General features: G+C 50.2%; 27 protein-coding genes and 1 pseudogene. 3 read left to right on the top strand and 25 right to left on the bottom strand.

Going from position 1 to position 26,330, the window contains the following annotated elements; genetic code table 11:
• From I6E24_RS02660 to I6E24_RS02570, 19 genes and pseudogenes are all read right to left on the bottom strand, one after another.
• Positions 1 to 445, bottom strand: a 445-nt coding sequence (locus tag I6E24_RS02660) for a glycoside hydrolase family protein (protein WP_235326001.1), incomplete at its 3' end; no start/stop codon positions are given.
• Complete coding sequence (locus I6E24_RS02655; protein ID WP_204482231.1) at positions 442 to 957, bottom strand: DUF3872 domain-containing protein; 516 nt, start codon at positions 955 to 957, stop codon at positions 442 to 444. The genes I6E24_RS02655 and I6E24_RS02660, both read right to left, overlap by 4 nt.
• A 4-nt stretch (positions 958 to 961) precedes the next feature.
• Positions 962 to 1,849, bottom strand: coding sequence for a toprim domain-containing protein (locus I6E24_RS02650; protein WP_235325999.1), 888 nt, complete (start codon positions 1,847 to 1,849; stop codon positions 962 to 964).
• 7 nt (positions 1,850 to 1,856) lie between these two features.
• Positions 1,857 to 2,432, bottom strand: a complete 576-nt coding sequence (locus I6E24_RS02645) for a conjugal transfer protein TraO (protein ID WP_204482233.1) — start codon at positions 2,430 to 2,432, stop codon at positions 1,857 to 1,859.
• 2 nt (positions 2,433 to 2,434) lie between these two features.
• Positions 2,435 to 3,454 carry a conjugative transposon protein TraN gene (traN, locus tag I6E24_RS02640; RefSeq protein WP_235302268.1) on the bottom strand — a complete coding sequence of 340 codons (1,020 nt, stop codon included), beginning with the start codon at positions 3,452 to 3,454 and terminating at the stop codon, positions 2,435 to 2,437.
• 46 nt (positions 3,455 to 3,500) lie between these two features.
• Complete coding sequence (traM, locus tag I6E24_RS02635) at positions 3,501 to 4,832, bottom strand: conjugative transposon protein TraM (protein ID WP_235325997.1); 1,332 nt, start codon at positions 4,830 to 4,832, stop codon at positions 3,501 to 3,503.
• On the bottom strand, positions 4,822 to 5,133 hold the full coding sequence (locus I6E24_RS02630; protein ID WP_436835374.1) for a TraL conjugative transposon family protein: 312 nt from the start codon (positions 5,131 to 5,133) through the stop codon (positions 4,822 to 4,824). The genes traM and I6E24_RS02630 overlap by 11 nt, the downstream gene beginning before the upstream one ends.
• Positions 5,134 to 5,137: 4 nt before the next feature.
• Positions 5,138 to 5,761, bottom strand: coding sequence for a conjugative transposon protein TraK (gene traK / locus I6E24_RS02625; RefSeq protein WP_235325995.1), 624 nt, complete (start codon positions 5,759 to 5,761; stop codon positions 5,138 to 5,140).
• 33 nt (positions 5,762 to 5,794) lie between these two features.
• On the bottom strand, positions 5,795 to 6,799 hold the full coding sequence (gene traJ, locus I6E24_RS02620; protein ID WP_204482186.1) for a conjugative transposon protein TraJ: 1,005 nt from the start codon (positions 6,797 to 6,799) through the stop codon (positions 5,795 to 5,797).
• A 3-nt stretch (positions 6,800 to 6,802) separates the two neighbouring features.
• The gene (locus I6E24_RS02615) at positions 6,803 to 7,432 is read right to left on the bottom strand and encodes a DUF4141 domain-containing protein (RefSeq protein WP_204482188.1); all 630 of its coding nucleotides are present in this window, start codon (positions 7,430 to 7,432) and stop codon (positions 6,803 to 6,805) included.
• Between the two features lie 34 nt (positions 7,433 to 7,466).
• A complete protein-coding gene (locus tag I6E24_RS02610; protein ID WP_204482190.1) occupies positions 7,467 to 7,865 on the bottom strand; it encodes a DUF3876 domain-containing protein in 399 nt (132 codons plus the stop codon).
• Between the two features lie 52 nt (positions 7,866 to 7,917).
• Positions 7,918 to 8,568, bottom strand: a complete 651-nt coding sequence (locus I6E24_RS02605) for a hypothetical protein (protein WP_235325993.1) — start codon at positions 8,566 to 8,568, stop codon at positions 7,918 to 7,920.
• A gap of 16 nt (positions 8,569 to 8,584) precedes the next feature.
• Positions 8,585 to 11,095 (bottom strand): TraG family conjugative transposon ATPase, encoded by a 2,511-nt coding sequence (locus I6E24_RS02600; RefSeq protein WP_235325991.1) that lies wholly within the window; start codon positions 11,093 to 11,095, stop codon positions 8,585 to 8,587.
• Positions 11,092 to 11,424 carry a DUF4133 domain-containing protein gene (locus tag I6E24_RS02595; RefSeq protein WP_235325990.1) on the bottom strand — a complete coding sequence of 111 codons (333 nt, stop codon included), beginning with the start codon at positions 11,422 to 11,424 and terminating at the stop codon, positions 11,092 to 11,094. The genes I6E24_RS02600 and I6E24_RS02595 overlap by 4 nt, the downstream gene beginning before the upstream one ends.
• Positions 11,425 to 11,432: 8 nt before the next feature.
• Complete coding sequence (locus I6E24_RS02590) at positions 11,433 to 11,750, bottom strand: DUF4134 domain-containing protein (protein ID WP_205096150.1); 318 nt, start codon at positions 11,748 to 11,750, stop codon at positions 11,433 to 11,435.
• Positions 11,751 to 11,924: 174 nt separating this feature from the next.
• Entirely contained in the window at positions 11,925 to 12,653 is a 729-nt protein-coding gene (locus I6E24_RS02585) for a conjugal transfer protein TraD (protein WP_217770914.1), read from the bottom strand.
• 84 nt (positions 12,654 to 12,737) lie between these two features.
• Positions 12,738 to 13,046, bottom strand: a complete 309-nt coding sequence (locus I6E24_RS02580; RefSeq protein WP_235326003.1) for a DUF3408 domain-containing protein — start codon at positions 13,044 to 13,046, stop codon at positions 12,738 to 12,740.
• A gap of 60 nt (positions 13,047 to 13,106) precedes the next feature.
• Positions 13,107 to 13,529, bottom strand: coding sequence for a DUF3408 domain-containing protein (locus I6E24_RS02575; RefSeq protein ID WP_235325988.1), 423 nt, complete (start codon positions 13,527 to 13,529; stop codon positions 13,107 to 13,109).
• A gap of 2 nt (positions 13,530 to 13,531) precedes the next feature.
• Positions 13,532 to 14,581, bottom strand: a pseudogene (locus I6E24_RS02570) (ParA family protein).
• A 420-nt stretch (positions 14,582 to 15,001) separates the two neighbouring features.
• Here I6E24_RS02570 and mobA point away from each other — a divergent pair.
• The 3 genes from mobA to mobC are packed head-to-tail and all read left to right on the top strand — an operon-like array spanning position 15,002 to position 18,780.
• Complete coding sequence (gene mobA, locus I6E24_RS02565; RefSeq protein ID WP_204482205.1) at positions 15,002 to 15,487, top strand: conjugal transfer protein MobA; 486 nt, start codon at positions 15,002 to 15,004, stop codon at positions 15,485 to 15,487.
• Complete coding sequence (mobB, locus tag I6E24_RS02560; RefSeq protein ID WP_235325985.1) at positions 15,487 to 16,737, top strand: conjugal transfer protein MobB; 1,251 nt, start codon at positions 15,487 to 15,489, stop codon at positions 16,735 to 16,737. Before mobA ends, mobB begins: the two co-directional genes overlap by 1 nt.
• A gap of 33 nt (positions 16,738 to 16,770) precedes the next feature.
• On the top strand, positions 16,771 to 18,780 hold the full coding sequence (gene mobC, locus I6E24_RS02555; RefSeq protein WP_235325983.1) for a conjugal transfer protein MobC: 2,010 nt from the start codon (positions 16,771 to 16,773) through the stop codon (positions 18,778 to 18,780).
• Positions 18,781 to 18,956: 176 nt separating this feature from the next.
• Here mobC and I6E24_RS02550 read toward each other — a convergent pair whose 3' ends face one another.
• The 6 genes from I6E24_RS02550 to I6E24_RS02525 all read right to left on the bottom strand — a co-directional run bounded on the left by I6E24_RS02550 (position 18,957) and on the right by I6E24_RS02525 (position 26,268).
• Positions 18,957 to 19,919, bottom strand: coding sequence for an Abi family protein (locus tag I6E24_RS02550; RefSeq protein ID WP_235325981.1), 963 nt, complete (start codon positions 19,917 to 19,919; stop codon positions 18,957 to 18,959).
• 193 nt (positions 19,920 to 20,112) lie between these two features.
• Complete coding sequence (locus tag I6E24_RS02545) at positions 20,113 to 20,820, bottom strand: endonuclease/exonuclease/phosphatase family protein (protein WP_235325979.1); 708 nt, start codon at positions 20,818 to 20,820, stop codon at positions 20,113 to 20,115.
• 195 nt (positions 20,821 to 21,015) lie between these two features.
• Positions 21,016 to 21,639, bottom strand: a complete 624-nt coding sequence (locus tag I6E24_RS02540; RefSeq protein ID WP_235325977.1) for an RteC domain-containing protein — start codon at positions 21,637 to 21,639, stop codon at positions 21,016 to 21,018.
• Positions 21,640 to 21,885: 246 nt separating this feature from the next.
• The gene (locus I6E24_RS02535) at positions 21,886 to 22,308 is read right to left on the bottom strand and encodes a deaminase (protein WP_235325976.1); all 423 of its coding nucleotides are present in this window, start codon (positions 22,306 to 22,308) and stop codon (positions 21,886 to 21,888) included.
• Positions 22,309 to 22,634: 326 nt separating this feature from the next.
• Positions 22,635 to 23,939: a sigma-54-dependent transcriptional regulator gene (locus I6E24_RS02530; RefSeq protein ID WP_235303017.1), complete on the bottom strand. Its 1,305-nt coding sequence runs from the start codon at positions 23,937 to 23,939 to the stop codon at positions 22,635 to 22,637.
• Positions 23,920 to 26,268, bottom strand: coding sequence for a hybrid sensor histidine kinase/response regulator (locus I6E24_RS02525; protein ID WP_235303018.1), 2,349 nt, complete (start codon positions 26,266 to 26,268; stop codon positions 23,920 to 23,922). The genes I6E24_RS02530 and I6E24_RS02525 overlap by 20 nt, the downstream gene beginning before the upstream one ends.
• Between the last annotated feature and the right edge of the window lie 62 nt (positions 26,269 to 26,330).

The raw sequence follows: 26,330 nt of genomic DNA, 5'->3' as shown, positions 1-26,330 counted from the left end.
AGGATATATACTCCTTATAGATGTCCCTGTCACCGGCTTCCAGCTTTCGGATCAGCTTGCTTTTGGGTATCTTTCCGCTGCCCAAGAGCCGGAACGGTCCCACATTATAAGCTAATGTACCCAGGAGTAGCGAATCCTTTCCCAGATGCCGGAACATGGCGCAAAACTTCCGAAGGTCTTTCCGCAGCAGCTCGTCAGCCTGCTGTCTTGTCATGGTGCGTGCCGAGTATTTCTCGCCCGGCTGGAGGCAATGCCCCCAGCCGACATAAGGATGGTTCTTTTCCGAGTGCCAACCCTCAAAATAGCGCACACACAAAAATGCCCTCTCAAATTCCGGCAACCTGAAAATCCTTGCTTCCTTGGCTGTTTCCCTTTCAGGTTCCTGTGCCGACAAAGTGCAGCCCAACGAAAGGAAACAGAGCAGTAACAACATCCTGTACCTCATTCACGGATTTGTTTGGAAGTGGACGGACTGACGGCTGGCACACTGTCGCTTTCCGTTTCTGAAGTGTTGGAGTTGTTGAAATCAAACTCCATTTCATGGGAGTTGCCGAAGTTATCCTCCACGACCACGATGAAATTCTGTGTTTCATCGCATTGCGAGGTGTAGTACAGACGGAACTTCTCGTTCTCCAGCAGGTAACGGTCGTTCGGCAGGAATACCGTACCGTTGTCCATCTTCAGTGTCCCTTTACCTTCATACTGGAAGTAACGTATCGTATAGAGTGTATTGGCAAAATTGCCCTCCTTCTTCATCTCACAGCGGATTTCCACGGTCTGCCCCTTTGCCACATCGTGAGGGACAGGCATGGTTTCCACCGTAAACGGGTAGCTCTGCTGTATGTCCATATCGTCATCGCAGGACGCAAAAAGTCCCGCAGCCAGGACAGCCATGCAGACTGCCACTGCCTTGAAAATTGATTTGCCTCTGTTGCTGTTATTATTCATAATCTTCATCATCTTATCTGATTTTAAGTTTGTTGTTATTCTGTTTGTTTATCCGTTGCTGCAAATACTCGTTCAGGTCCTTGCAGCCTTTGTATAACCCACGGCAGTCCGACACTTTCTCACCGTACCGCATCCGCAGTTTTTCCACCGCCCGGTGTCCGGCTTCATCGTTGTCGAGGTAGCACCGTATCCTTTCGTAACCGTCCAGATAACGGAAACTCCTGTCCACATTGGCGACCGAGTTCAGGACAAGGCTGTCGCCGTCCTCCGCCATGCCGAGCGTCACGGCGGACAGGAAGTCCATGAAGCCCTCATAAAGGCTGCAACTTTCAGCCTGCCCGTCCTTCCGCTTTATCAGGGATACGTCTTTGGGCGGTATGCACCCTTTGAAAAGCCGGTTCCGGAGTTCATAACCGCCGGACACATTGGAGAAGCCGACGGCGAAATATTTCTTCTTGTGGACGTAGTAGTTCAACTGGCAGCAGTAAAAGGACGCTGTATCGGGAGATATGCCACGTTCCACCAGATATTTCTTCAAAGCCTGATACCGCAGGGGCAAGACCTCCACGTCCTCAAAGGACGGTTCGGGAGTCTTTTTCCTGAAGGTGGAAGCATCCGGCTGCACCATAGGCACACCGGCACTTTCCGATATGAACCTTACCTGTGCGAGAAAATCACGGCTGTGGATAAACTCTCCGGCAAGATTGAAGATGTCACCGCCTATGCCCAGCCCGAAATCGTACCAGACATTCTTTTCCACATTCACACGGAAGGACGGTGTCCTTTCGCTCCTGTAAGGTGCCGAATACCACAATTCGTTTCCGCTTCTTCTTGTCGGTTCATGTCCCAGCCTTCGGAGAAAGTCCGCAATCGGTATCTGCCTCATTTCAGCTATATCCATACCCGTCCTAATTTATGATGAACTTGATACCTATTCCAAACTGCGTGTGGAGCTTTCTCGTGTCACCTCCCCAAAGACAACGCTCGCGCAGGCTGGCAAGCAGAGCCAGACGGTCAGCCACATACACCTCCATGTCGAGCGTCACCGCACCGCCATAGACAAAAGCGTCACTGTCGTGGAGCCTCGCCCCGTCATACAGCACCTTGTCGCCCCAGTTCACCGTTTCATATCCGGCAAGAGCGGAAACGCCGGCATAGAGAAACACGATTTTGCGGGCATCGGAAAGCACCTTGAAGTGGTAGCCGCCTTCGGCGGTAAACTGTGCCACCGGTATCTTCACATCATTGTACGGACTGTTTTTCAACAGGTATTCACCGCCCAGCGACCATTTGTTGCCGTTTTTCGTATAGGTCGAAAGAAGCGCCCCGAAACTGTGCCCTCCGTCATTGCCGCCCATCCTGAAACCGTCCGTCATTGCCGCCTTCACCTCGATGCCCTGCATTCCCGGCAGGCATCGCTGGGCGTTCGCCCGCCCCGTGAACAGGGCAAGCGACGCTGCCAGTGCTATCATGTACTTTCTCATGTTCATCGTACCTGAAGTTCGTTAATCGTTGTGGCTCGTACCAGATCCTCGTTCTCTACGGTAAAGGACTGGTGACGTCCTCCGTTCTTCTCATGCAGTTCCACCACGAGGCATTTGTCGTCCGGAATGGTGAACTTGGACATCGTGAACACGGTACGTTCCTTTTTCTTTCCCGGCACGCAGGTCACATAGTTCTGCGCACGGAGCGGAAGAATGACCTGTTCCTGCACGGCTGTACGCTTTGCCACCTTCTTGTCCACGATTTTCCATGTGATATAGTCCACGTCAAACGGGACGTTGCTCTGGTTCTTGATTTCCGTATGGAAATACAGAAGTCCGTTATGCGTATAGATGCCTTTGAGGATATACTGGATACCGAAACGCTTGCAGCCGATATGCTTCACCTCACGCTTGTTCTGTCTGTGGATGGACTTCATGATAAGACGCACCAGCATCGGACTTTCATTCCCCAGTTCCTTCAGGTAAATCTCCATCGCGTTGTTCGGACGGTTCACCGCTTCACCGTCGTGGATGAAGTCGCACATCTCCACATTGAGGAGCAGCGGCTCTTCCGCATATTTGACGTTGAAGGTGTAAAAGCCGCCGTCCTCCGTGATGACGCTCATGTTCGTCTCGTTCTGGAAATTTCTTACCGTAGCTTTCACTCTTATCACATTCTCAGCCCCGTCCGCTTTTCCGGCAATAAGGTTCGGTGAGCCCAGGTCCACGTAGCGCACCTCTGACGGAAAGATTATATGCACGGTTTTGTTGTAGGTCACTTCCAGTCCGTGCGGCGGTATCATGCGGTCAAAGGTCAGCTTGCGGGTCAGACCGTGATACAGGTCGCCGTCCGCCTCTTTCTGCGGATAGATTTCTTTGCTCAGAGAGAGTTTCTGAACCTCTTCCTGCTTCACTTCCTGAGCCGGTCTGTCACTTCCGTTTTCTTCGGCGGTCTTGTTTTCCTGCGCTTGGGCAGATACGATGCCCATAAACAGGGCGAACATCATAATTACTTTTTTCATTTTACTTTGGATTTAGTGGTAATAATAAATTGATAATTTTTTGTTGTTAATTTCTGTCCTGATACAGCATGACCTTGTATCCGGCTTTCAGATGTACCTTGACGGTACGCATCTTCTTGGCTATATACTGGCTTGTGCCCTGTATCAGCCCCTTGCCCAGATCGGAGGCGAGCTGTGCCTTCGCATCGGTGGAGATGTTGATGCTGCTGCCGAGCGATCCGCCCATATTGGCGGCTACCTCACGGACTGCGTTCATTTCCATCGAGTTCGGGATGAAGATTCCTTCCTGTCCGTCCGTGTCGTAAACGGAAAGCTCAACCGGAATGATCGTCCCCTCATGTTCCAGCGAAGTGACTGCTATGCCGAGACGTTCACCCTGAATCCTTGCCGCTCCGACAAGTACGGCATTGCGTGGGATGATTTTCTCCGCAACCGCCATCGGCTCCAGAAGCCGCAGCCGGACAGCCTGCCCGTCCGTCACGCTCTGTGCCCCATAGACACATGCCGATATGGTGTTCTTGTCCGATACCGTACGGCTTCCCACTGCCGTATGGAAACCCATGTTGCGCTCCTGTGCATACATGGCGGCAAATTCCGCATTGCTCATAGGCTGTGCAAGGGAGGAAACCACCTGTCTGGTAACCTGCTTGACCGGCATTGCCGTATGCTCTTCCGCCTTCCGTGCCGGCGATGCCTGTGCTGTCTGTTGTCCGTTCTGACCGCCCATGTATTTGGATGCCAGTTCATACGACTTTTCCATAAGCACCACCTGCTCGTCCATCGAGGAACCTTTTTCCTTCTCCCTTTCAAGTTCCGTTTCCAGCGAGGATATGCGCTCCATCAGCTCCTCCATTTCAGCACTGTTTCCCGAAGGCTGCTCATAGAAGTTGCCGAGCGTGGCGTTCAGGTCACGGTAGGCGGTGGCCGATGACCTGATTGTCTGCGAAGCCGGCGATGATGCCGTATCCGTATCACTTCCGCCACCGGGACTGGCAAGGTCGAAGTCCGGATTGTCCCCGGTCACGGAAACTTCCCGGTCGAACATGCTGCCGAGTTCCTGCATGGCATGGTTGCGGCTTGCCCTGCGTTCCTCCATTTCTCCCTGCTCGTAGGCTTTGACCTTGTCACCGATAATCTTCCTGTTGTCCTTGTCCGCATCCGGTATCTCCGTGTTGTAGCCCGTCGCACCCGGCTGTTCCTCCTTGTCGGAAGAGGGAGCGAATATCAGCCACATGGCACCGATGAAGACCAGAACCATTGCAGGCAGGACTATCATCTTCTGACGTTTCAGCCTTTGCGCCTCCGTCAGTGGTGTACGTTCCCTGTTCTTCTTTTCGGGGCTGTCCCCGTTCTCTTTTCTTGTTTCCTTATTTTCCATCCTTATACTGTTTTATAAAATTGTGATGAATCTTGCCGCCGCATTCTCCCTTTACGGGGAGCTGTCCGGCGTGTCCGATATTCAGTTTCCGTCCGTCATCACGTCCTATATCGTACAGCGACTTTCCGAACGTGTAAAGGGCAAGCGTGGCAAATACGGCCAGCATAGCCAGTATGATTCTTTTCCTTGTCTTTTGCGGAAGTCCGTCCAGATAGTCCTTCAGTCCGGAAACTATCCGCTCTCTTGTACCGCGGATTTTCTCATATGCCATCCGCAGCGGTTTCATTGCTTTTTCTTTCATTCCATTATCTTTTGACGGTTTGCAGGTCCTTGTTCTCTATGATGGTGAACCCCTCTATCGTGAATCCGTTGGGATTGTCGTCAGACCGCGAGGCGTTCAGCAGGCGGCAGGTCGTCACGAGGCTGCGCTCTGTGACGTTGCTCTGACGGATTATCTGCTGGGTGGCATAGGTGGTCGCACGGTAGGGATAATGCTCGAAATCGCACACCACGCTGTCCACTCTCAGCACCTGCGTGATATTGCCGGCAATGATGCGGTTGTAGTAGCCCTTTTCCGCAAAGTCCGAGTAATAGTTATACACGCTGCGGTCTGCCAGTAGCAGGGCACGTCTCACATTGTGCTCGATGGCGCTCTTCTCCGGTGACAGGGTAAAGAACAGTTCGTGAAAGCGACGTACATGCTCGCGGGCTTCCGCAGGACGGTTCTGTGAAAGGTCCTGCGAGAGAGCCAGCATCAGGCTCTTGCCGTTGTCCAGCACATAAATCTTTTCCCTCTGCTTCTCCGCAAAGCGGTAGGAACTCCATACGCTCCACACCGTTATCACGGTACACAGTGACAGGAAGACGATACCGAACAGGCGTATCTGCCTGAATGATGTTTCAATATTCTTCAATGACTTGAATTCCATATTACTTTATCTGTTTTTAGTTGTTCTGTTGGTTTATTTCAGCAGCTTGCCCACACGTCCCGTCACGTTTCCGGCGGTGGCACCGGCAACACTGCCTGTGAATCCGGCGGATTTTCCGGCTACCTGATTGACGTTGCGTCCGTAGTTGCCCATGCCTCCGGCCTGAATGATCCAGCCCGATACGGTCGGAATGGTAAAGTATCCGATAATCCCGATTATCATGAATACGATATACACGCCGTCGCTCGAATCAAGAGAGAAGTTCGGGTCCGCCTGCATACGTTCGATGTCGCTTTGCAGCATCAGTACCTGTATCTTTGCCAGCACCGTACTGAACATGTCCGATACGGGAAGCCACAGGTAAACCTGTATATAGCGGCAGATCCACTGCGTCAGCGTGCTCTGGAAACCGTCCCATACCGATATGGCGAAGGCTATCGGACCGAGTATCGCCAGCACCACGAGAAAGAACGTGCGTATGGTGTCTATGACAAGACCGGCAGCCTGGAACATTAGTTCGAGTATCTCGCGGAAGAAGTCACGCACGGACTTTTTCATGTTGTACATGCCACGTTCGATATACATTCCCGTCATGGTCACCACGTCCTCCGGCGACCAGCCCAGTTCGTCCAGCTGCCTGTCAAATTCCTCGTTGCTGACAAGATAGGCGGTTTCCGGATTGCGCATCATCGCCTCATGTTCAAGCTCGTCTTTCTGCTTGCGGTATTCGTTCATGTCCAGCGTTTCCGCCTCCAGTATCTTTGCCGTTCCCTGAACGATGGGCGACATGACCCCGTTGAGCGTTCCCAGAACAAGCGACGGGAAAAGCATGATGCAGAATCCTATCGCAAAGGGGCGCAGCATGGGGAACACCTCTATCGGTTCCGCCCTGGCAAGTGACTGCCACACACGGTAGGCGACATAGAACAGCGCACCCAGACCGGCAATCCCTTTCGCGACACCGGCCATGTCCTCGCACAGGGGCATCATCTCCTCGTAAAGCGAGCGGAGTATCTGATGAAGGTTTTCAAAGTCCATAGGCTACCAGTATCTTTCGTTTGCATTTCCGTAAAGACCCAGCACGCGGTCAAGGTCGTTTTTCTTTTTCGCACGCAGATAGCTTACCGAAATGTTCTTGTTGGTATAATAGCCGACAAGGTTCCGGTATCTTCTCATTTTCGAGTAGCAGCGTTCCACCACGTCCATGCGTTCCTTGTCCGTCATCGAGAGTGTGGTGATGTTCACCACGTTCTTCAGTTCCGTCAGCACGTCATTGCTTTCCTCAAGCAGTTTGGTATATCCGAACGCGATGGCTCCGAGTTCCTCCACGGTGAAGTTCTCGTCACGCATCATCTTCTGGAAACTGTTCACATAGATGTCCGTGATGTCGCCCACCATCAGGATGGTCTGCTGCACCTTTCTGGCGTCTTTTACAAGATTGTTCACCGATTTCAGCGCGTCATAATACTTCTTTCCCTGCTCGTAGATCTTGACGGTCTCCTGAAAGTTCTTGACCATATTCGTTGCGGTGGTCGAGGTATGCGCCACATTCTTCGAGGTGTTTATGATGCTTTGCGCAATGTTGGACGGGTCTATGACCGCCCATTGTGCGCTTGCCCTGCCTGCGTAAAGCAGGCACAGGCAGAAGATTGTCAGAATTTTTATTCTCATTTTCTTTCTTTGGATTTAGTGGTCATTATCGGTTTCATTGTCTGTCTTCCGCGTTGTCTGCTGCGGGAGTGGCCCTTATATAGTCCCCGTTCGGCGAGAAGGTCAGGATGTCCGTTTCCTCATTGTACGCCACATCTATGCGGAATCCGGTATTCATAAACAGGTTTCCGTTGTCTTCCATCTGCAGCAGATAGGTTTCCGGCTTCAGCTTGCGGCTTATGCCGCTGCGTTTGAATACGGTCACCTTGTACGCATTTCCTTCCTTGTAGATGAGCAGGTCGGGTTTGCTTTCCACGCTTTCCCAGTTACCGCAGATGCTTTCGCGCACGTCCTTGTCCTGTTCCATGTCACATGCCTGCATCACCAGTGATGCAAGTCCTATCAGACCGCCGCAAAGCAGTCTGAGCTGGGATTTTGTAATCTGAATGTCCATACTTTTTCTTTTTTTTGATGTTACTGTTGTTTTCTTTGTTATTTGCTCCGGTTCAGAAGCCCATTCTCCTGCCTTTCGGCCTGCAAGGGCGGATACCCGGTGCAGGGCGGTCCGGATTTTCCTTCCTTGGCTGTACCGCCTGTTTCTCCTTCGGCTTGCCGAACAGCTCGTCCGCGTCCGACCTTCTGCCCGTCATTCTCGAAAAGCGGCTGTCCAGTTCCCTGTATGCCTGTTCCACCTGCCTGAGAATGGTTTCGCGGGGAGCCTTGCGGTCAATTCCGTATTTGTCAAAGAAGCCGGGGTTGTAATGTACCGGGTCGTCATAATCTTTCCTTACGGTCATGCCTCCGAGCAGCAGAAGTTCCTTGTAAAGTCCTTCGATATACACTCTCGAAGGACTGCCGCAGATGCTTTCGTATGCCTTTTCCACTGCACGGGTAAGTCTTCCGCCGACTTTTCCGGCATCCGGGACTTCCCCTTTCTGTCTTTTCTCGCTGTACTGCCTGCTGTCCATTTCCTCAAGTTCCTTATACAGCCGGTAGTCTTCCGAAAAGCCGTACTGCTTCTGGATGTCTTCCGGTATGTCGGCACCGTATATGAGGAACTCCTTGAGCCGGGTGGCATGTCTTTCCGTTTCCTGCCTTTTCTGTTCGGCTCTCATGTATGCGTTGTCCATATCCATATTGTCAGTTTTTTTATTCATGAATCTTTTTCATTTTTCAGCCTTTCCGTTCTTCGCGCCTTCTTTCCGCAAGCTGCCGGATGGCTCCCTCTATGTTACCGCCCAGTTTTTCCGCCAGGCGGTAAACCTCCGTCTTTTCCGATTCTTCCGTCGTATAAGCCAGATATTCCTCCGGACTCACTTCCGTGGCATAGACTGCCGACTGCGTACCGCCAAGCCCTATCCACACCTCCTTGTAGAGCCGCGACGGGTTGTTCGCCATGTTGATGGAAAGAATCTGCGACTTCTCCTTTTCCGTCAGTCCGAGCAGGGTCTGTATCTGGTCGAACTTGTTCATGTACTTCCTCTGGTCAAGCAGTATCTTGCAGTCGGAATTGTTGATGATGCTCTCCTTGACCACGGGCGAGGAAATGATGTCGTCCACTTCCTGCGTGACGACAATCGCCTCGCCGAAATACTTTCTCACCGTCTTGTACATGTAGCGGAGATATTCCGCCATGTTCGCCGACGAGAGTGCTTTCCAGGCTTCTTCCACAATCAGCTGTTTTCTCACTCCCTTCAGGCGGCGCATCTTGTTGATGAACGCCTCCATGATGATGATGGTCACCACCGGAAACAGTTCGCGGTTTTCCTTTATGGAATCAATCTCGAACACGATGAACCGCTTGTTCAGCAGGTCGATGTTTTCCTCCGAGTTCAGCAGGAAGTCATAGCGTCCGCCCCTGTAGTATTGCCTCATGGTGGTCAGCATGTTGTCAATGTTGAAGTCGGACTTCTCTACCTTGATTTCACGTCCGGCCAGTTCACGGCGGTAGTCATCGCGCATGTATTCGTAAAAGGTGTTGAACGAGGGGACGATGCTCCGGTCTGCCTTGATACGCTCTATGTAGGCGTTCACGGCGCTGCCCAGCTCTCCGCTTTCGGTCTTTGATACTTTGTCGTCCTCCGATTTCCAGATGGTCAGCAGCAGGGTCTTGATGCTGTCCTTCTTCTCCACGTCAAACACATAGTCGTCCGTATAGAACGGATTGAACGAAATGGGCTTTTCCTCTGTGTAGGTATAATATACGCCGTCTTCGCCGTGTGTCTTGCGCCGGATCATTTCGCACAATCCCTGATACGAGTTTCCGGTATCCACAAGGACAACGTGCGTTCCCTGTTCATAATACTGCCGGACAAGATGGTTCATGAAGAACGACTTGCCGCTGCCGCTCGGTCCCAGCACGAACTTGTTGCGGTTGGTCGTGATGCCGCGTTTCATCGGAAGGTCGGAAATGTCGATGTGCAGCGGCTTTCCCGTCAGACGGTCCACCATCTTTATACCGAAAGGCGAAAGCGAGCTGCGGTAGTTGGTCTCTTCCGTAAAGAAGCATACCGCCTGTTCGGTGAAGGTGTAGAAGCTCTCTTCAGCAGGGAAATCGGCGGCATTGCCAGGTATGGCCGCCCAGAACAGGGTCGGACAGTCAACGGTGTTGTGCCGGGGCATACACTCCATGCTTGCCAGCTGGCTGCCCACGTCATTTTTGATGTGCCGGAGTTCCTCCGCATCATCGCTCCACGCCATGACATTGAAATGTGCGCGTACCGAGGTCAGCCCGTAGGAATGGGCTTCGTTCAGGTACTGGTCTATCCATTCACGGTTGATGCTGTTGCTCCTTGAATAGCGGGACAGGGATTGCATGTTGCGGGCGGACTTCTCGAACTTACGCAGGTTCTCCTCGCTGTTGTCCAGTATCACATACTGGTTATAGGCATGGTTGCATGGAAGCAGCAGTCCCACGGGACTGGCAAACGAAAGACGGCAGTCCGAGCGGTCGGTGGAAAGACGCTCATAGCGGCTGTCGGTAGCCACCTTGCCGGGCAGGTCCTCCGTGTCGGAAAGCGTGTGCAGGCACAGGTAATTGTCACCGATACGCATCCCCTTTGCCGAAAGGTCGATGTCCTGCAGGGCGACGTCGTTTTCAGACATCAGCGAAAAATAGCGTTCCAACAGTCCCTTCCTGTCGTCTGTGCCGACTATCTCATTCGTACCGAGCCGGCGCAGTCGGACAAAGCCGCTGTCGTTCATGATACGGGCGAACTGTTCTGTTGCCTCCAGAAACTTTTCCGATGTTTCCCTGTCCAGTTCCTTCGGGATGATGTGCCCCCTGCACAGCGTGCTGAAGTTGCTCTGCATCCGGTTGCGTTCCCTGGTCGTTTTCGTCAGGTACAGGTAGCAGGTGTGGCGCAGATAGGGTCGCTCGTTGAAATGACGCTCGAAGCTGCGCGAGAGGAAGCTCATGTCCTCCTTTTGCAGTTCCGGTCTGTACGTCTCACGGATGAACCAGTCCTGCTTGTGGACGATGGAGAAGTCCGGCAGCACCTTGATGGCCTTGCACCAGCACCCGTGTATCGCCTCGTACTCCGCACCCGTGACCGTGTAAAGCTCCGGCAGTTCGACTTCGTAGGCGACCGTCAGGTCGGCATCCTTTGATACGATGCAGCCGTGTTCCACTGCAAGCAGGGGGAACTTGTTTTCCAGTGTAGTTATTCTTGATACGTTTCTCATATTTTCTCTTCCTTTCTTTTTCGTTTAAGCAGCCGGGCAATGCGCCGACGGTTGGTCAGGTAACGGGGATGGCTTCTTGCGGCACCCAGCTTCATCAGCCCGTGTTCGCCGTACCGGGCATTCAGCGCGAAGGTCTGCCATACAAGGACGGAGGCGCCTGCCGCACCGATGCCGATACATATCCACTGGTCGGTTCCGACCATATAGAGGATGACGAACAGGACAAAGAGGGCCAGAAGCCCGCCCACGAAGATGAACAGGTATTGTGCCTTTAGTCCCTTGAACTCAACCGAACGGCCGATACCCTTGTTGATCGGATATTCAGCCATACCGTATATTAAAGGAAGAATGAACGGAGGATTGTCGCCGCCACAATCAGGAAGATACACGCACCGAACCACGAAGCGGCGGTCTTGCTGGTGTCAGGATCACCGGACGAGAATTTGCCATAGACCTTTACGCCGCCTATCAGACCGACAACGGCGCCGATGGCGTATATCAGCTTCGTTCCGGGGTCAAAATAGGAAGTGACCATTGAAGTGGCCTCGTTGATGCCTGCCAGTCCGTTGTCCTGTGCGAAAGCGGATGATGCGGCAGCGATGAGAAGTGCTGCCGAAAGGATGATTTTCTTGCTGTTCTTGATGTTTCTGTTCATAAATACTTTTTGTTTGTGCCGTCAAAGGGTGGATAGTCCTTCTTCCGGCGGTTCATACTGATTTTGTTTTTGGTTTAGTGGTCTCCCTTTTGGTTCCACGGACTTGGGATTGTCCGTTCCGGCAGGCGGTTACCTTGTATCCGCTTTCCGGGGGTCGGTACTACTGTTCTTTCTTCATTCCTTTTTGGTTGTCGTTGCATATTTGCGGATGTCAAACTCGTCGATGTTGTCGGGTACCAGAAACTCGACTTCCTGCTCTTTCAACCGGATTTCAATCAGCCCCTTGATACGGACGCTCATTTCGGTGGAACCTTCCATAAGCATGTCATACAGCTCCGTACCCTCCATTTCGACAAATACCTTTGCAGCCTGTTCACGTTCCGTCCGTGTCGCATCTGGATTTCGGGCGGTCTTGACGGCCTTTTCAATCTCGTCAAAGCTGCTGCCGGAAGCCTGACGTCTGTCCGGGGTTTCCTCTTCCGGTTCACCTTCGCCGTACTCAACCTCTTCAGGAGGTATGTTGCTGAATACTTCGTCGAACTTCTCTTCCGGTACCCGTGCCGTCTTCCTTTCGGCTTCGTCGGCAAAGGTAACATCATCACTCTGCACTTCCTCGCCTTTATCCGAAGTGGCAGCTTGTGGCTTCGGTACGGTAGTCATTGTCCGGGTTACCGTCATTCTGAAACGGCTCTTGCCGATGATTTCCGGTGCCGTGGCGGTGGCGGACGCATCCGCTTCCGGGCTGCTGTCCTTTTCCTCTGCATGGAGTGACTTCCAGATGCCTGCCAGTTTCCCGAAGAAGCGGAACAGCCTCGTTTCCATGATCCGGTCATACATGAGCAGGAACACGAACCATACGTTGCAGGCGACCGATACGGTCAATAGGATTGTGGTCAGGCTCATGGGCGTTTTCCGTCGTTTATGTTGGACTTATGTTTCTCACTCGCGCATTTTCTGTTTTCCTGTCTTCTTTTCATCGTTTCATTCTTATGGTTGATATTCCTTTTCATAATTCTTCTCGTACAGGCTTTTTATTGCCTCGTCGGACTGCCCGAAATGCAGGGTCAGCACATGGTCGATGTAGGCCGACATCGAGAGCCGGTCATGTCCGATGACCCGTATGATACGCCTGATGCGGTTATGGTATTCACGGCGTATATATGTCATTTTCCCGTCGCGTGCCCGCATCCCGGACTCCCGGATGAACAGCCGTTCATACTCCTTTTCGCTGTATTTGCCCCTTGCCGGTGAGGACGACACGATTTCCACGTTCGTCTGTATCCCGACGGTAATCATTTCCTTGCCGCTGTCATGCGGTCTTGCTTTTCTTTTTTTATGTTCCATTGTCGTTGATTTTTAGATTAAATCATCTCTTTGTTTCTTGTACAGTTCGTTGATCTGTTCCTTGTGCTGTTCCAGATGTTGCCGCAGTACGGTGTCCACGTAGCCGCCGACAGTTATCTCACGTCCGGCAATGTCATTCACGATTTTCAGAATCTTGCTGTGTACGTCGCGGCTGATATAGACACACTGGCGGGTTTTCAGCTCATTGCGGCGCAGAAACATCATATAGTCTTCCTCCTGCCGTTTCCGTCGGCTGCTTTCCCTTGACGTTTTCTCCTTTGCCGCCGGCGGTTCCGTTCCGCCTGTACTTTCTTCGGCCGGAACGGCAGGAGGTTCCTGTGCAGGCCGTGTGTTGCCGTCCTGCGTGCGTCTGCCGATAGAGGCGATCAACAGTTCCTCGTCAATGTCCTCCGTATTCACTTTCCTGCTGCCCATGCTCAACGCCCGGTAATGATTTTACATATCTCTTCCGAAAACTCGCGGATGCCGCTCCCTTTCAGGAGTGACGCCTCAGTGGGGAATATGGTCGAGCGGAACACGCTTTTTCGTTCTTCCGAAAGGTCGCGTCGGAATTTCTTGCTGTCCGGCAGGCGGGTCGAGAGTATCGAAAGTCCCATGTCCGCTATGACGTCCTCATAAACATCATACAGCCCGTTCTTCTCCCTGCCGTCCACCATCGTCCAGAACAGGTACAGTCCTTTGGTTTTCGACCGCCCCGTCGTCATGAGGTTGTTACGGAACATAGCGGCGAATTGCAGCGTACTTTCCACGACAAAGCGGTCGGCACTCATGGGGGCGAAGATATAGTCCATTTGCGACAGGGTTTTCACCACGCCGTTGCTTTTGAGCGTTCCCGGCATGTCAAAAAACACGATGTCCGGCTTGACCGCTTCCCCGCTTATCAGCTTTTCCGCGTCATCAAGGGCGTTCACCGCATCGCTGGCAATGACCGGATAGGCATTCCTTTTCAGCTTGCGGAAATGCTCGCAGGCGAGTGCCTTGAAGTACCGGCTCTCGTCAATCAGTTTTGTTTCGCGCTCACGGAGTCCGTAGATGCTGTGCTGCGGGGCATCGCAGTCTATCACGGCTACATTGTAACCTTTCACGTTGTGGAGATAGTTGGCGGCAAGCGCCGTAATGGTGGATTTTCCGATACCGCCTTTCTGTGTTGCGAATGCAACGAAGATTTCATTACTCATTGTCATAGATATTTAAGTTATTGATAAAATGATTTGTTGTTTCCATACAGAACCGGTGATTTCCGTTTCCGCTTCAATGAATCTGCAAACAGGCGGTTCATCACGTATCCGGTTCATTGGTGAAACAATGTTTCGGATAATTGGTGACTGACGACAGTACGTCATGAAATCATTGAATCTGTAAGTCACCGGATCATTGAATATGCAGTTATCTGCTGAACCGGATAACCGTTTCGGCAAATGTTTGCCGGTTTGAATTTTCGGGTATTGGATGATGTCATTTCTCATATCTTCAAATCACTGTTTTTTTGAATCACGATGCAAATAAACATGGAAATAATGGAAGTTGTATCACTTCCCGGACAACTGGCAGCATGTTGCGCCGATAGGCAGCGATTGGCTTACTTAATATACTATTCCACAACCGTTTATCACCGTAACTTTGCCCCCGAACGGCAGGGTTTCCCGCTACGGGCGAAGCCGTGGGTCTGAAGGTTTCCTTTCCAATCCGTCCCCGACGGATTTTTGTTGGCTCCAGCCAACAGCAAGATGTCTTTTCAGCGGCTCAAAATGATTTGAGCATCCCTGAAAAGCACTTGCCCTTGCAGGGGGCGGGCTTCCTCTCCGAAGTCGGGAAGCCTGAAAAACCTGCGGTGGAATGTCCCCAAGGCGGGGCTTGTGCCGTGTAACCGCTAAATCCTAAGTAATATGATTGAGAAAAAGAAGAACAGTCCGCCGAAAAAGGGCGGAAAGACCGGGAGAAATCCCAAAATCGACCCGGCGGTGTACCGCTACACCGTCCGTTTCAACGAGGTGGAGCACAACCGTTTCCTCGCCATGTTCGAGAAATCGGGTGTCTATGCCAGATCCGTATTCCTCAAGGAACACTTCTTCGGAAGACCGTTCAAGGTGCTGAAAGTGGACAAGACACTGGTGGAATATTGCACCAGACTGTCCGATTTTCATGCCCAGTTCCGGGCAGTGGGAACCAATTACAATCAGGTGGTCAAGGAACTGAGGATGCACTTTTCCGAGAAGAAGGCGATGGCGCTGCTCTTCCGGCTGGAGCAGGACACCATCGAACTTGTGAAGCTGAGCCGTCAGATTGTAGGGCTTTCTGAGGAACTGAAAGAATGGGCGGCGAAGAATGCCGTCATGGAAACGGGATTGGAGAACGACAAAAATCAGGGGTGATGGTAGCAAAAATCAGCATGGGAAGCTCGTTGTACGGCGCACTTGCCTACAACGGGGAGAAAATCAACGAGGCAAGGGGAAAGCTCCTTGCTACCAACAAGATCTATAACGACGGTACAGGCACGGTGGACATCGGACGTGCGTTGAACGACTTTCTGCTTTACATGCCCTCACAGACAAGGGTGGAGAAACCGGTGGTGCATATATCGCTCAATCCGCACCCGGAGGACAGGCTCACGGATACGGACCTGCAGAACATCGCAAGGGAATATCTGGAGAAGCTCGGTTTCGGGGAGCAGCCTTATATGATATATAAGCACGAGGATATAGACCGCCACCATGTGCATATCGTGACGGTCAATGTGGATGAGAACGGCAGGCGGCTCAACTGCGATTTCCTTTTTCGCCGCAGTGACCGCATACGCCGGGAGCTGGAGGAGAAATACGGGCTTCGTCCGGCAGAATGCCGGAGCGAGCGTCTTGAAAATCCGCTGCGCGGGGTGGACGTTTCCGCCGGTGATGTCAAGAGGCAGGTCGGCAACACCGTGAAGGCGGTATGCAGGCAATACCGTTTCCAGACGATGGGCGAATACCGTGCCCTTCTTTCCCTTTATAATGTGACCGTCGAGGAAACTCAGGGAAACGTGCGCGGACGTGAGTACCGCGGACTGGTCTATTCCGCCACGGACGGCGACGGGAACAAGGTCGGCAATCCGTTCAAGTCCTCGCTCTTCGGAAAGACGGTCGGCTATGATGCCGTGCAGAAGAAGTTCGCCTGTTCCGGACAGGACATCAGGGACAGGAAGCTGGCGGACGTGACAAAACGCACCGTACTTGCCGTACTGGGAGAAACGTATGACAAGGAGAAGTTCATTTCCCGGCTCAAAGAGAAGGGCATCGACACCGTGCTGCGCCACACGGAGGAAGGACGCATCTACGGAGCCACCTTCATCGACCACCGCACCGGCTGTGTGCTAAACGGCTCACGCATGGGCAAGGAACTTTCCGCAAATGCCTTGCAGGAACATTTCACCCTGCCGTATGCAGGACTCCCGCCGATCCGGCTCTCCGTTCCGGCGGAAGAACGCGAGGCGGCTTATACGCGCGATGCTTCCGATAGTGTAGATTATCCGGGCGGCATGGGGCTGTTCACTCCCGAAGGTCCGGCGGTCAATGCCGAAGAGGAAGCCTTTATCCGAGCCATGCAGCGTAAGAAGAAAAAGAAGAAGCGCAGGGGCTTGGGTATGTAATCAGATTTTTAACCGTTAAACAATTTCAATCAAATGTCACAACAGGAAGATGATTTGAGGGCACTTGCGAAAATCATGGATTTTCTTCGTGCCGTGAGTATTATTTTAGTGGTCATGAACGTGTATTGGTTCTGCTATGAGGCCATACGCCTCTGGGGGATTGACATCGGCGTGGTGGACAGGATACTGGTGAATTTCAACCGTACCGCCGGTCTGTTCCGTTCCGTCCTTTACACGAAGCTGTTCGCAGTCCTTCTGCTGGCACTCTCGTGTCTGGGAACCAAGGGCGTGAAAGGTGAGAAAATCACCTGGCGCAGGATATGGACGGCTCTTGCCGCAGGCTTTGTGCTGTTTTTCCTGAACTGGTGGATACTGGAGCTTCCGTTTCATGTCGCGACGGTCGCCTTTCTGTATATCCTTACCCTTTCGGCAGGATATATCTGTCTGCTGATGGGCGGACTGTGGATGTCACGCCTGCTGAAGCACAATCTCATGGACGATGTGTTCAACAACGAGAACGAGAGTTTCATGCAGGAAACCCGTCTGCTGGAGAATGACTATTCCGTGAATCTGCCCACCCGTTTTTATTACAGGAAGAAGTGGCATCAGGGATGGATCAATGTGGTCAATCCCTTCCGTGCAACCATCGTGCTGGGTACTCCGGGTTCCGGAAAATCCTATGCCGTGGTAAACAGCTTCATCAAGCAGCAGATTGAGAAGGGGTATAGTCAATATATCTATGATTTCAAGTATCCTGACCTTTCAACGATTGCCTATAACCACCTGCTCAACCACCTTGACGCATACAAGGTAAAGCCGAAGTTCTATGTGATAAACTTTGACGACCCGCGAAGGAGCCATCGCTGCAATCCCATTCACCCGGATTTCATGACGGACATCTCGGATGCTTATGAATCGGCATATACCATCATGCTCAACCTCAATAAAACGTGGGTGCAGAAGCAGGGGGACTTCTTTGTGGAGTCACCAATCATCCTTTTTGCGGCGATTATATGGTATCTCAAAATCTATCAGAACGGTAGATACTGTACCTTTCCCCATGCCATTGAGTTCCTGAACCGCAGGTACGAGGATATTTTCCCCATCCTTACCTCATATCCGGAGCTGGAGAACTACCTCAGTCCCTTTATGGATGCATGGCTGGGAGGGGCTGCCGAGCAGCTGATGGGTCAGATTGCATCGGCGAAAATCCCGCTTTCACGCATGATTTCACCGCAACTGTACTGGGTGATGAGCGACAGCGAGTTTACGCTCGACATCAACAATCCTGAAGAGCCGAAAGTCCTGTGTGTCGGGAACAATCCCGACCGCCAGAACATCTACGGTGCGGCACTGGGTTTGTATAACTCACGTATCGTCAAGCTGATAAACAAGAAGGGTATGCTCAAGTCTTCGGTGATTATTGACGAGCTACCCACCATCTATTTCAAGGGGCTGGACAACCTGATTGCCACGGCACGAAGCAACAAGGTCGCCGTATGTCTGGGATTTCAGGATTTCTCACAGCTTGTACGTGACTATGGGGACAAGGAAGCGAAGGTGGTGATGAACACTGTCGGCAACATCTTCTCCGGTCAGGTGGTGGGCGAAACCGCCAAGACGCTTTCGGAGAGGTTCGGAAAGGTCTTGCAGAAGCGTCAGTCCATATCCATCAACCGGCAGGACGTTTCCACCTCCATTAACACGCAGATGGACAGCCTTATCCCGCCGAGCAAGATTTCCGGCCTGACGCAGGGCATGTTTGTCGGTTCGGTGTCCGACAATTTCAATGAACGTATCGAACAGAAGATTTTCCATGCGGAGATTGTCGTGGACAATGCGAAGGTGGCGGCTGAAACGAAGGCTTACAAGCCTATTCCCGTCATTACGGATTTTACCGACGAGAACGGCAATGACTGTATGCAGGAAAAGGTGCAGGAAAACTATAACCGCATCAAGGAAGAGGTGAAAAAGATTGTCGCCGACGAGCTGGAGCGTATCGCGGGTGACGAGAACCTGAGCCATTTGTTGCAGCAGAAATAATCAAAAAGAGGTGGCGGAATCCATAGAACCGCCACCTCTTAAAATGAAGAACGCCTCCCAAGTATGCTGTCTTGCGACGCGCCCGGAAGGCTTATTATCTTTGAGTTTAACAAACTATCTTGTTCAGATGTTGCAAAGGTACGTTTTTTTTCTCAATCCGCAATACTTCGGACGGACTATTTTTCATCTTTCCAGATTTTTTCACTTTCCCAATCGGGTGGGAAGCCCATAGCATTCAGGGATATTACCCCTGCGTATTCATCCAACAGTCCTTTCAGGCGTTTTTTGAGTGGCGATGTAGGGTTGGCTGTCTGCAACATATAGTTCAGCATACACAGGAAATAGTATATCTTGCTTCTTTTCGCCGTTTCGGGATGGCTTATCCAATCAAGCCGCTTGGAGAATGAAAGACGTTCCGGCACGATGTTCAGGTCGCGGTTCCAAAGCCTTGCATGATGCGCACAGATGTTGCGCACATAGTTTACGGTGTGAAGCCACGAGCAGAATGTCCGTGGCGGGAGCACGAAATAGGAGGCTATGCCGTTGATGTCGGCACGTTGTTTCAATCCTGTACATATCCGTGACAGGTGATTGAAATACATGATTTCAACGCTCATCCAAGAGGGTGGGTTTTCCGGCGTGTCATACTTGTTCCGATAATGCTGTATGAACACCTCCGCCTTGTTGTTATGCAGTTGCTCCTTGATATGTTTCTGGATGTCACCATACACGTCTATGGTGACGGTTCTACCGTCACGTAGCGTTATTGTTTCCGGGGGATTGAAAATATCCTGCCTATCCTGCCAATGTGCCCCGTACTTGTGGCTTAACTGGTAGATAATCTGGGCGCGTATTGCCACCTCCAGCCGTTCAATCGCGTCAAAGACCAGCAGTCGCAGCTTTCTGTCGAATATGTACAGGTCATACACCATATCCCAAGTCGTACCTTCCTTGAATGCGTCAAGAATCGTTCCATTCTCACGCAGCTTATATGGCAGCATATATGCGCTCAACCGGTAATAACTGATGTTGGCAAGCAACCTCTCTGCACGCTTTTCGTCGGGAACGGTCATTCCTCTCGACTTCAGCAATTCCACTTGCTCCGTGTATGTCAATGGTGGTTTGTTATATATTTCCATGTTCCTATTGCACAAATTTCATGCAAAGGTACTGCTTTTAAGTGAGTTTCAAGAATAAATGAATGAAAACTATGAGATTGCAATACAGACGAATCCATAGCTGGCAACTGAAAAAGAAAACGGGCGGAGCAAGTTAAATCCTGTTCCGCCCATTTGTTTTGTCGGACAAAAAAACAGCTGATTATACTTGCTTTTAGAAAATATAAACAACAGGTGCATGGTCTGACAATTCTTCGGGGTATGCCAGTCTTCCATATTCTAATGGAGGATACATCTCAGAATATGCATAATCTAAGCACCCACCAGATTTCTGCGTTATTATAATTTGATTGTTTATTATTATAGGATAAAAATGATTTTGCGGAGATATAAGAGGTTGATTTCTAATAGCATCTATATTAAAATCACCAATGATTATAAAGGGATATGTCTTTCCTCGCATATACACTAAGATTTCTTGAAATTGCTGCAATGCAAAGTCTAGATCACCAGATTGAAGATGTATATTACATACATTTACTAATCCATGACCCGGATTGATCGTTGTAATAAGACCGCCACGAATATTACGAGTCATTGGCGGAATGTAAACATTGTCTTTAGAATACAAACACTTTTTTACATACGTTACCATACTGCATCTGAAATTAGTGTTTCCCCATTCATAATATATCGCATAATAATTATGTAATTGAGATACCCCTCTTGTGCGAGATGGCTGTTTACATTCCAATATCATAGGATTGCCGTCCTGTTTTTTTTGATCAAAACTACCTAAAGCATGTCCCGCTTCTTGTATGCATATTAAATCGTATTCACCGGTATTTAACAAATTCCTGATAAATTCGGGCTTTCTCGCCTGCCCATCATAGCCTTGAGCATTCCATGACAATATTTTCATTTCTTATCATTTTTTTCTTCCTACTCTATTTAATATTCGGATTTTCGGCCCCTCCGTTGTAAACCTACATGGCAAAGATAAATTCATCCTATCTGCCTTCCCAATCCGTTTTGCGAACGACGGAAATTCTTTGCAGACAGCAAAAAATAAAGGATTGCGTGATGCAATCCCTTAAAAACATTCTGGAAACGGAGTTTATCTCCTCATGCGTTCCAGCTCGTCATCCCGCTGCATTTTTTCATTCAGCTTCTTTTGCATACGGTCAAGAAAATAAGTACGGCTGTCATTTTTTCTGCGTTTGATGTCCGTATAGAAGCGGTAGCAATCTTTGGAGTTTACGCCGAAAAAAGAGTATAAGACAGGTGCAAGTTCTTTCAACGGAATTTCCCCGTCATTGATGCAGCCCATCTCGCTGATGCCATAAATCATTTCCACAAGGTCAATGGCATTGCCGGTCCATTTCAATGTAGGAACTGAATGGGCAGCAGAAGGAGGACTTGGATAGGAAGGAGATAGTGGTGGCACTTGTAAGCGGCTTGTGGAGATTTGCTTTTGCATCTTGCGGACAAAAGACAAGGCTTTGCGGACAAATAGGTCGGTATGGCTTTTCACCCCACCTGCAAGATACTGCGTGTTGTGATATTCCAGTTCGTTCTCGGCATACGCCAGTGCAATCTTTACACCGTCCGTATCGTTATCGGACAGCAGTTCGACAACCGCCTTGACAAAACACCCATAGGCAGCATTCAGATTGATTGTCTCATCATTTCCGTTTATAAGACCAAAAAATTCGGTTTCTGTCAATATAAGGTAATTCATATTTTTCTGTTTGAATGATACACTTTGATTATCAGTGTGCGCACATGAACTATGAGTACAAATGCTTTTCCGCAAACAGAAAAAAAACGGCAGGATTTTGTATCCTGCTGTTATACAATAGAATAGAGATAAAATATTTTTCAGCCATTGTATAAACGGCCAAAAAAACTGTTTCAAGATGAAACCGCGTTTCATTTTGAAACAACTGAATCCGCATTTCACGTTCCATTTTGGAACATGATACGGCTAATTATCTTCCACATCCACCTTACGGTATATGTGTCGCAAGGCTCCCGGCATACTTTTCTGTTCGATCAGTTTCCAATAGGATATTGGCAATTTTTTTTGAAACAGAAAGAAACCGGTACCTGCTATGAACGGTACGGTGTAGATAATAATTTCATCAACGATACGCATATTCAGCAGTGCATTGATAAAATCGGCATTCTGATGGGTCGCTTCAATCAGATAAACGGTGTTGTCGTCTTGTTTCTCATGTTCGGCTATCAATGTGGTCATTGAATAATCCGGTGAAAGTTCAAAGGTTGCCTTGTTATATATGTCTGAGATGCCATGACAATCTGGACGGAGCCACCAGCGTCCTTCAGTGTCCATATTCGCCAGACAGCCGTCTATCGAAAGTATTGCCAGCAATTGTATTTTCGCCATAATCTGAATTTCTTGGTCTTTCCGGTTCGCTTGGAATAAAAAAGTAGCGTGCTATCCACGCTACACCAAGCGTAGGCTCTGGAAAGCCCTTGAAAGGTTATATACGTGAATGCACGCTATGACAAAGCATAGCATAAGCACCACGCAATTTGTACCTTTCAGTGTCAATTTTCCAGATTTACGCTTGGACACCTTGCGTTCTTATGTCTATATCAGCAGACAGCCGGACATGATCCGACTGCCTGTTTTATTCCTAAACTTCTCCACAAAGATAGGAATTTGTGCGGATAATATGTTATTTTACAGCGGAAATATTCATTTTGGAGCTATTTATCGCCGTATTTCAGTCCATATTCCATCATTTTCCGGTATAATGTCGTACGACCTATACCCAATATCTGTGAAGCCATGTTCCGGTTACCTTCCGCTTGTTCCAATGCACGCAAGATACGTTCTTTTTCAAGTTCCTCATCTTTTAAGGTAAAGCAACAAGAAGTGCAGATATGTTCACCGGTTATTTCCAAATCTTTTGCAGACACCATATCTCCTGCCGTATGTAATACCGCAGCCTGTACCGTCAGACGCAGTTCACGCACGTTGCCCGGCCATGAATGGGTGAGCAGGGCTTTGCGTGCCGACTGGTCGAAGCCTTTCACGTTGCGTTCCAGCTCCATATTTGCCTGTTCACGGAAAAATTCCGAGAGAGGCATGATGTCATCACTGCTTTCCCGGAGTGGTGGTACAGTTACTGCATATTCCTGCAAGCGGTATAGCAGGTCTTGACGGAAACGCTTCTCCGATACGGCTTTCTGCAAATCCTCGTTGGTGGCTGCTATAATGCGCACATCGGCTGTCTTGTCTTCCTTGCCGCCTACGGGTCGGTACCGCCGTTCCTGTATGGCACGCAACAGCATTTGTTGGGTGTCAGGGGTCAGGTTTCCCACCTCATCCAGAAACAGCGTGCCGCCTTCCGCTTCCTGAAAAAATCCGCTGCGGTTGGCATCCGCACCGGTAAACGCCCCTTTCACATGTCCGAAAAAGGCGGACTGTGCCAATGCCGGGGATAACGAACCGCAGTCCACTGCGACAAACGGCTTGTCCGCCCGTTTGCTTTTTTCGTGGATATACTGGGCGAAATGCTCCTTTCCGGTTCCGTTCTCGCCCAGAATCATCACACTCAGATTGGTTGGTGCGACAATCTTGGCGCGATGCTTTGCGGAAAGATACGCCTCGCTGGTACGTCTGAATATGGGGGCACGTCGTGTGCGTTCCTGTTCTTTCCTTATGGTCTGCACAAGTGGCAGCAGCCGTTCTTCTATCAGCCGTTTCGGGATATAGTCCTCAGAGCCGAGTTTCATGCTTTCCACTGCCGTATGTACCTCGGCGTAGTCGGTCATGACGATGAAGCGTTGCCGTTTGCCCTGATTGCGCATCCACTGCAACAGTCCGGTACATTCACCGTCGGGCAGGCGAAGGTCGGCAAGTATGATGTCCTCACTTTTCATCTTGTCCGCCAGCTTGCGGGCGGCTGACAGCGATGAAGCGGTTTCCGTTTCAAATCCTTCTCTGGCAAGCAGGTTGCATACATATTTGCAATAGACTGGATTGTCCTCAACCACAAAAACCTTCATCCTGTATCCTCCTTTCTTTTTTTGCCTGTTCTATGATACTTTGCCCCATGCGGACAACCGCATCGACAGCCCGGCTGATTTCATCTTCCGTACTGCCACCTTCCTTGTGTAACAGCCCGTGCAGTTTCCAAAGCGGCTTGTCGGCTCGGATCACGCTCCATGAGCTGCGCAGATGGTGTACCCATTCGTCCAGAGCCTTGAGGTCTTTCATCATGCCGGCCTGTTTCACTCCCTGCATTTCTTTTTCCGTAGCTTGGGTCAGTGTATCCAGCATTTCCTCCTTGTTGCCGTATGCCAACAGGGGGGATAAATCCGGTGAGTATTCCTGTTCCTTTATACCGACACATTTCTCGGATATTTGCAGCAGGTCTGGCAATGAGAATGGCTTGAAGAGGCAGCCCGAAAAACCGAAGTCAAGCAGGCTCTGTTCATCACAGTTGCCCCAGGCCGTAGTGACGATTACCGGAATGGTCTGTGAGTTGCCCACATTCGACGAGCGCAACAGTTTCAGCACGTCATATCCGTTTGTTTCAGGCATTCGCAGGTCTGTTATCAGCAAATCATAGTCCCGTTCCCGTATGGCTTCCATCAGGTCCGATGTATTGGCACATGTGTCACAGCGTATATTGCAGCTGCCATACATCTCTTTGGTCATGGCCAGTGTCATTTCATCATTGTCCAGAACCAGAACGGAGTAAAAAGCCGCATGGCGTCTGGCTGAAATTCCGGCCTTGCGCTTTTCTATCTCTATGATATTGTCGGCAAGAGGCATCGGCAATTTTACGGTAAACCGGCTGCCTTTGCCTTCCTCGCTTTCTACATCTACTGTTCCTCCCAGCAGGGTGACTGTGTTCTTGACTATCGGAAGTCCCAGTCCGAAACCGTCTTTGACGGCAGCATTCGGCAGGCGTTCAAAAGGTTCAAATATCTTTTCCTTCTGTTCATGGCTCATTCCTGTGCCTGTATCCTGCACGGTCAGTACAAGTTTCCCGGCTTCATAAGCCATGTCCAGTCCTACCGTACCGCTTTCCGTAAACTTGATGGCATTGCTCAGCAGATTGTTGCCGATCTGTACCAGCCGGTTGCGGTCACCCATCAGAATGATGTCGCTGCATCCGGTAATGCGCAGGGTCAGGTCTTTGGCTTCAGCCCGTGGTTCAAATTCTGTCTGAAGTATTTCAATCACATTTTTCAGGCGGAAGGGGACAGCGTTTGCCTGTTCTTTCCCGCTGTCAAGCCGGAAAAAGTTCAGCAGGGTATTCAGCATATCCGTCATTCTACCTGCCGCCTGCCTTATGTTTTGGGTATATTCTATTCTTTTGTTCTTATTTTCAGTCTGTGCCAGAAGTTCCCCGTAACCGTTGATGGCAGTCAGCGGTGTGCGGAGTTCATGCGTGACGGTCAGCATGATTTTCCGGCGGGCGGTAAGCAGTTGTTTGTTCTGTTCCACCGTCTTTTGCAGTTTGTCTATCAGTTCGTTTGTCTCTTTCTTATACTGACTGATACGTTTTACGTTCCGGTGGATGATAAAATACGAGAGCAGCAGCAGTAATGCTACAACTGCCGTCAGTCCGCCTACTTGCACCGACGATTGCCTGCGTATGGCGGCTAACTCTGTTTCTTGCTGTTGCAGGTCTGTCCGTATTCTCGCATCCATTTTCTTAATCATTCCTTGCAACTGGCAGTTCAGTTTCCTGTTTCTTACAGAAAGGCTGTCGGTGTATTGGCTCAACCTCTCGCTTTGTTCTTTCTGGCGGGCTATCACGTCACTGTTCAGCGTATTGAGCATGGAAGTCGTAACAGTCGGTTTCGCTTCTTCCTTTTTTCCGAACAGTCCTAAGAAACCTGTCCGTTTTCTTTTTGGGGGCTCTTCCTGCGAACTCTTGCGGGCTATTACTGGAACCCGTCGGGCTATTTTGTCTTTTATTTCTTCCTGTTCGTTGAGTACCAGCATGATTTTATTCAGCAGATTTTCCTTTTCAGCCAGCAGCCGGCAGACGCTGTCTATACGTTCGCTGCGATAGCTGGACTTGAACAGGCTGAGCAGACTGTCCACCTCCAGACGCTTCTTATGGTATATATTCATATCTTCCTCATTCCAGTCCAGCACGGTCTCACCAATAAGGGATAAATCCACCATTTTAACATATACCTCGTGTATGTCCTTGCGTAAACATCTTATCTTTTGGCTTGTAATCTCTAATTCCTGTCGTCTGTGCTGTTCGTTGAGCCAAATATAGACGATGCCGAAAATGACGAATAGTATCAGCACATATCCTGCCGCTATCTTGGTGCGCAGGTGTCTGGTTGCTATTGTTTTCTGTTTCATGCGGGTTACCTCATTTTTTATATTATTCTTTTCTCCTTATTAAAATGCAGCCCACTGACCTT

This window comes from Bacteroides caecigallinarum (genome assembly GCF_021530995.1).
Classification (GTDB): Bacteria; Bacteroidota; Bacteroidia; order Bacteroidales; family Bacteroidaceae; genus Phocaeicola; species Phocaeicola faecigallinarum.
This window is presented reverse-complemented; position numbering and strand designations above follow the sequence as displayed.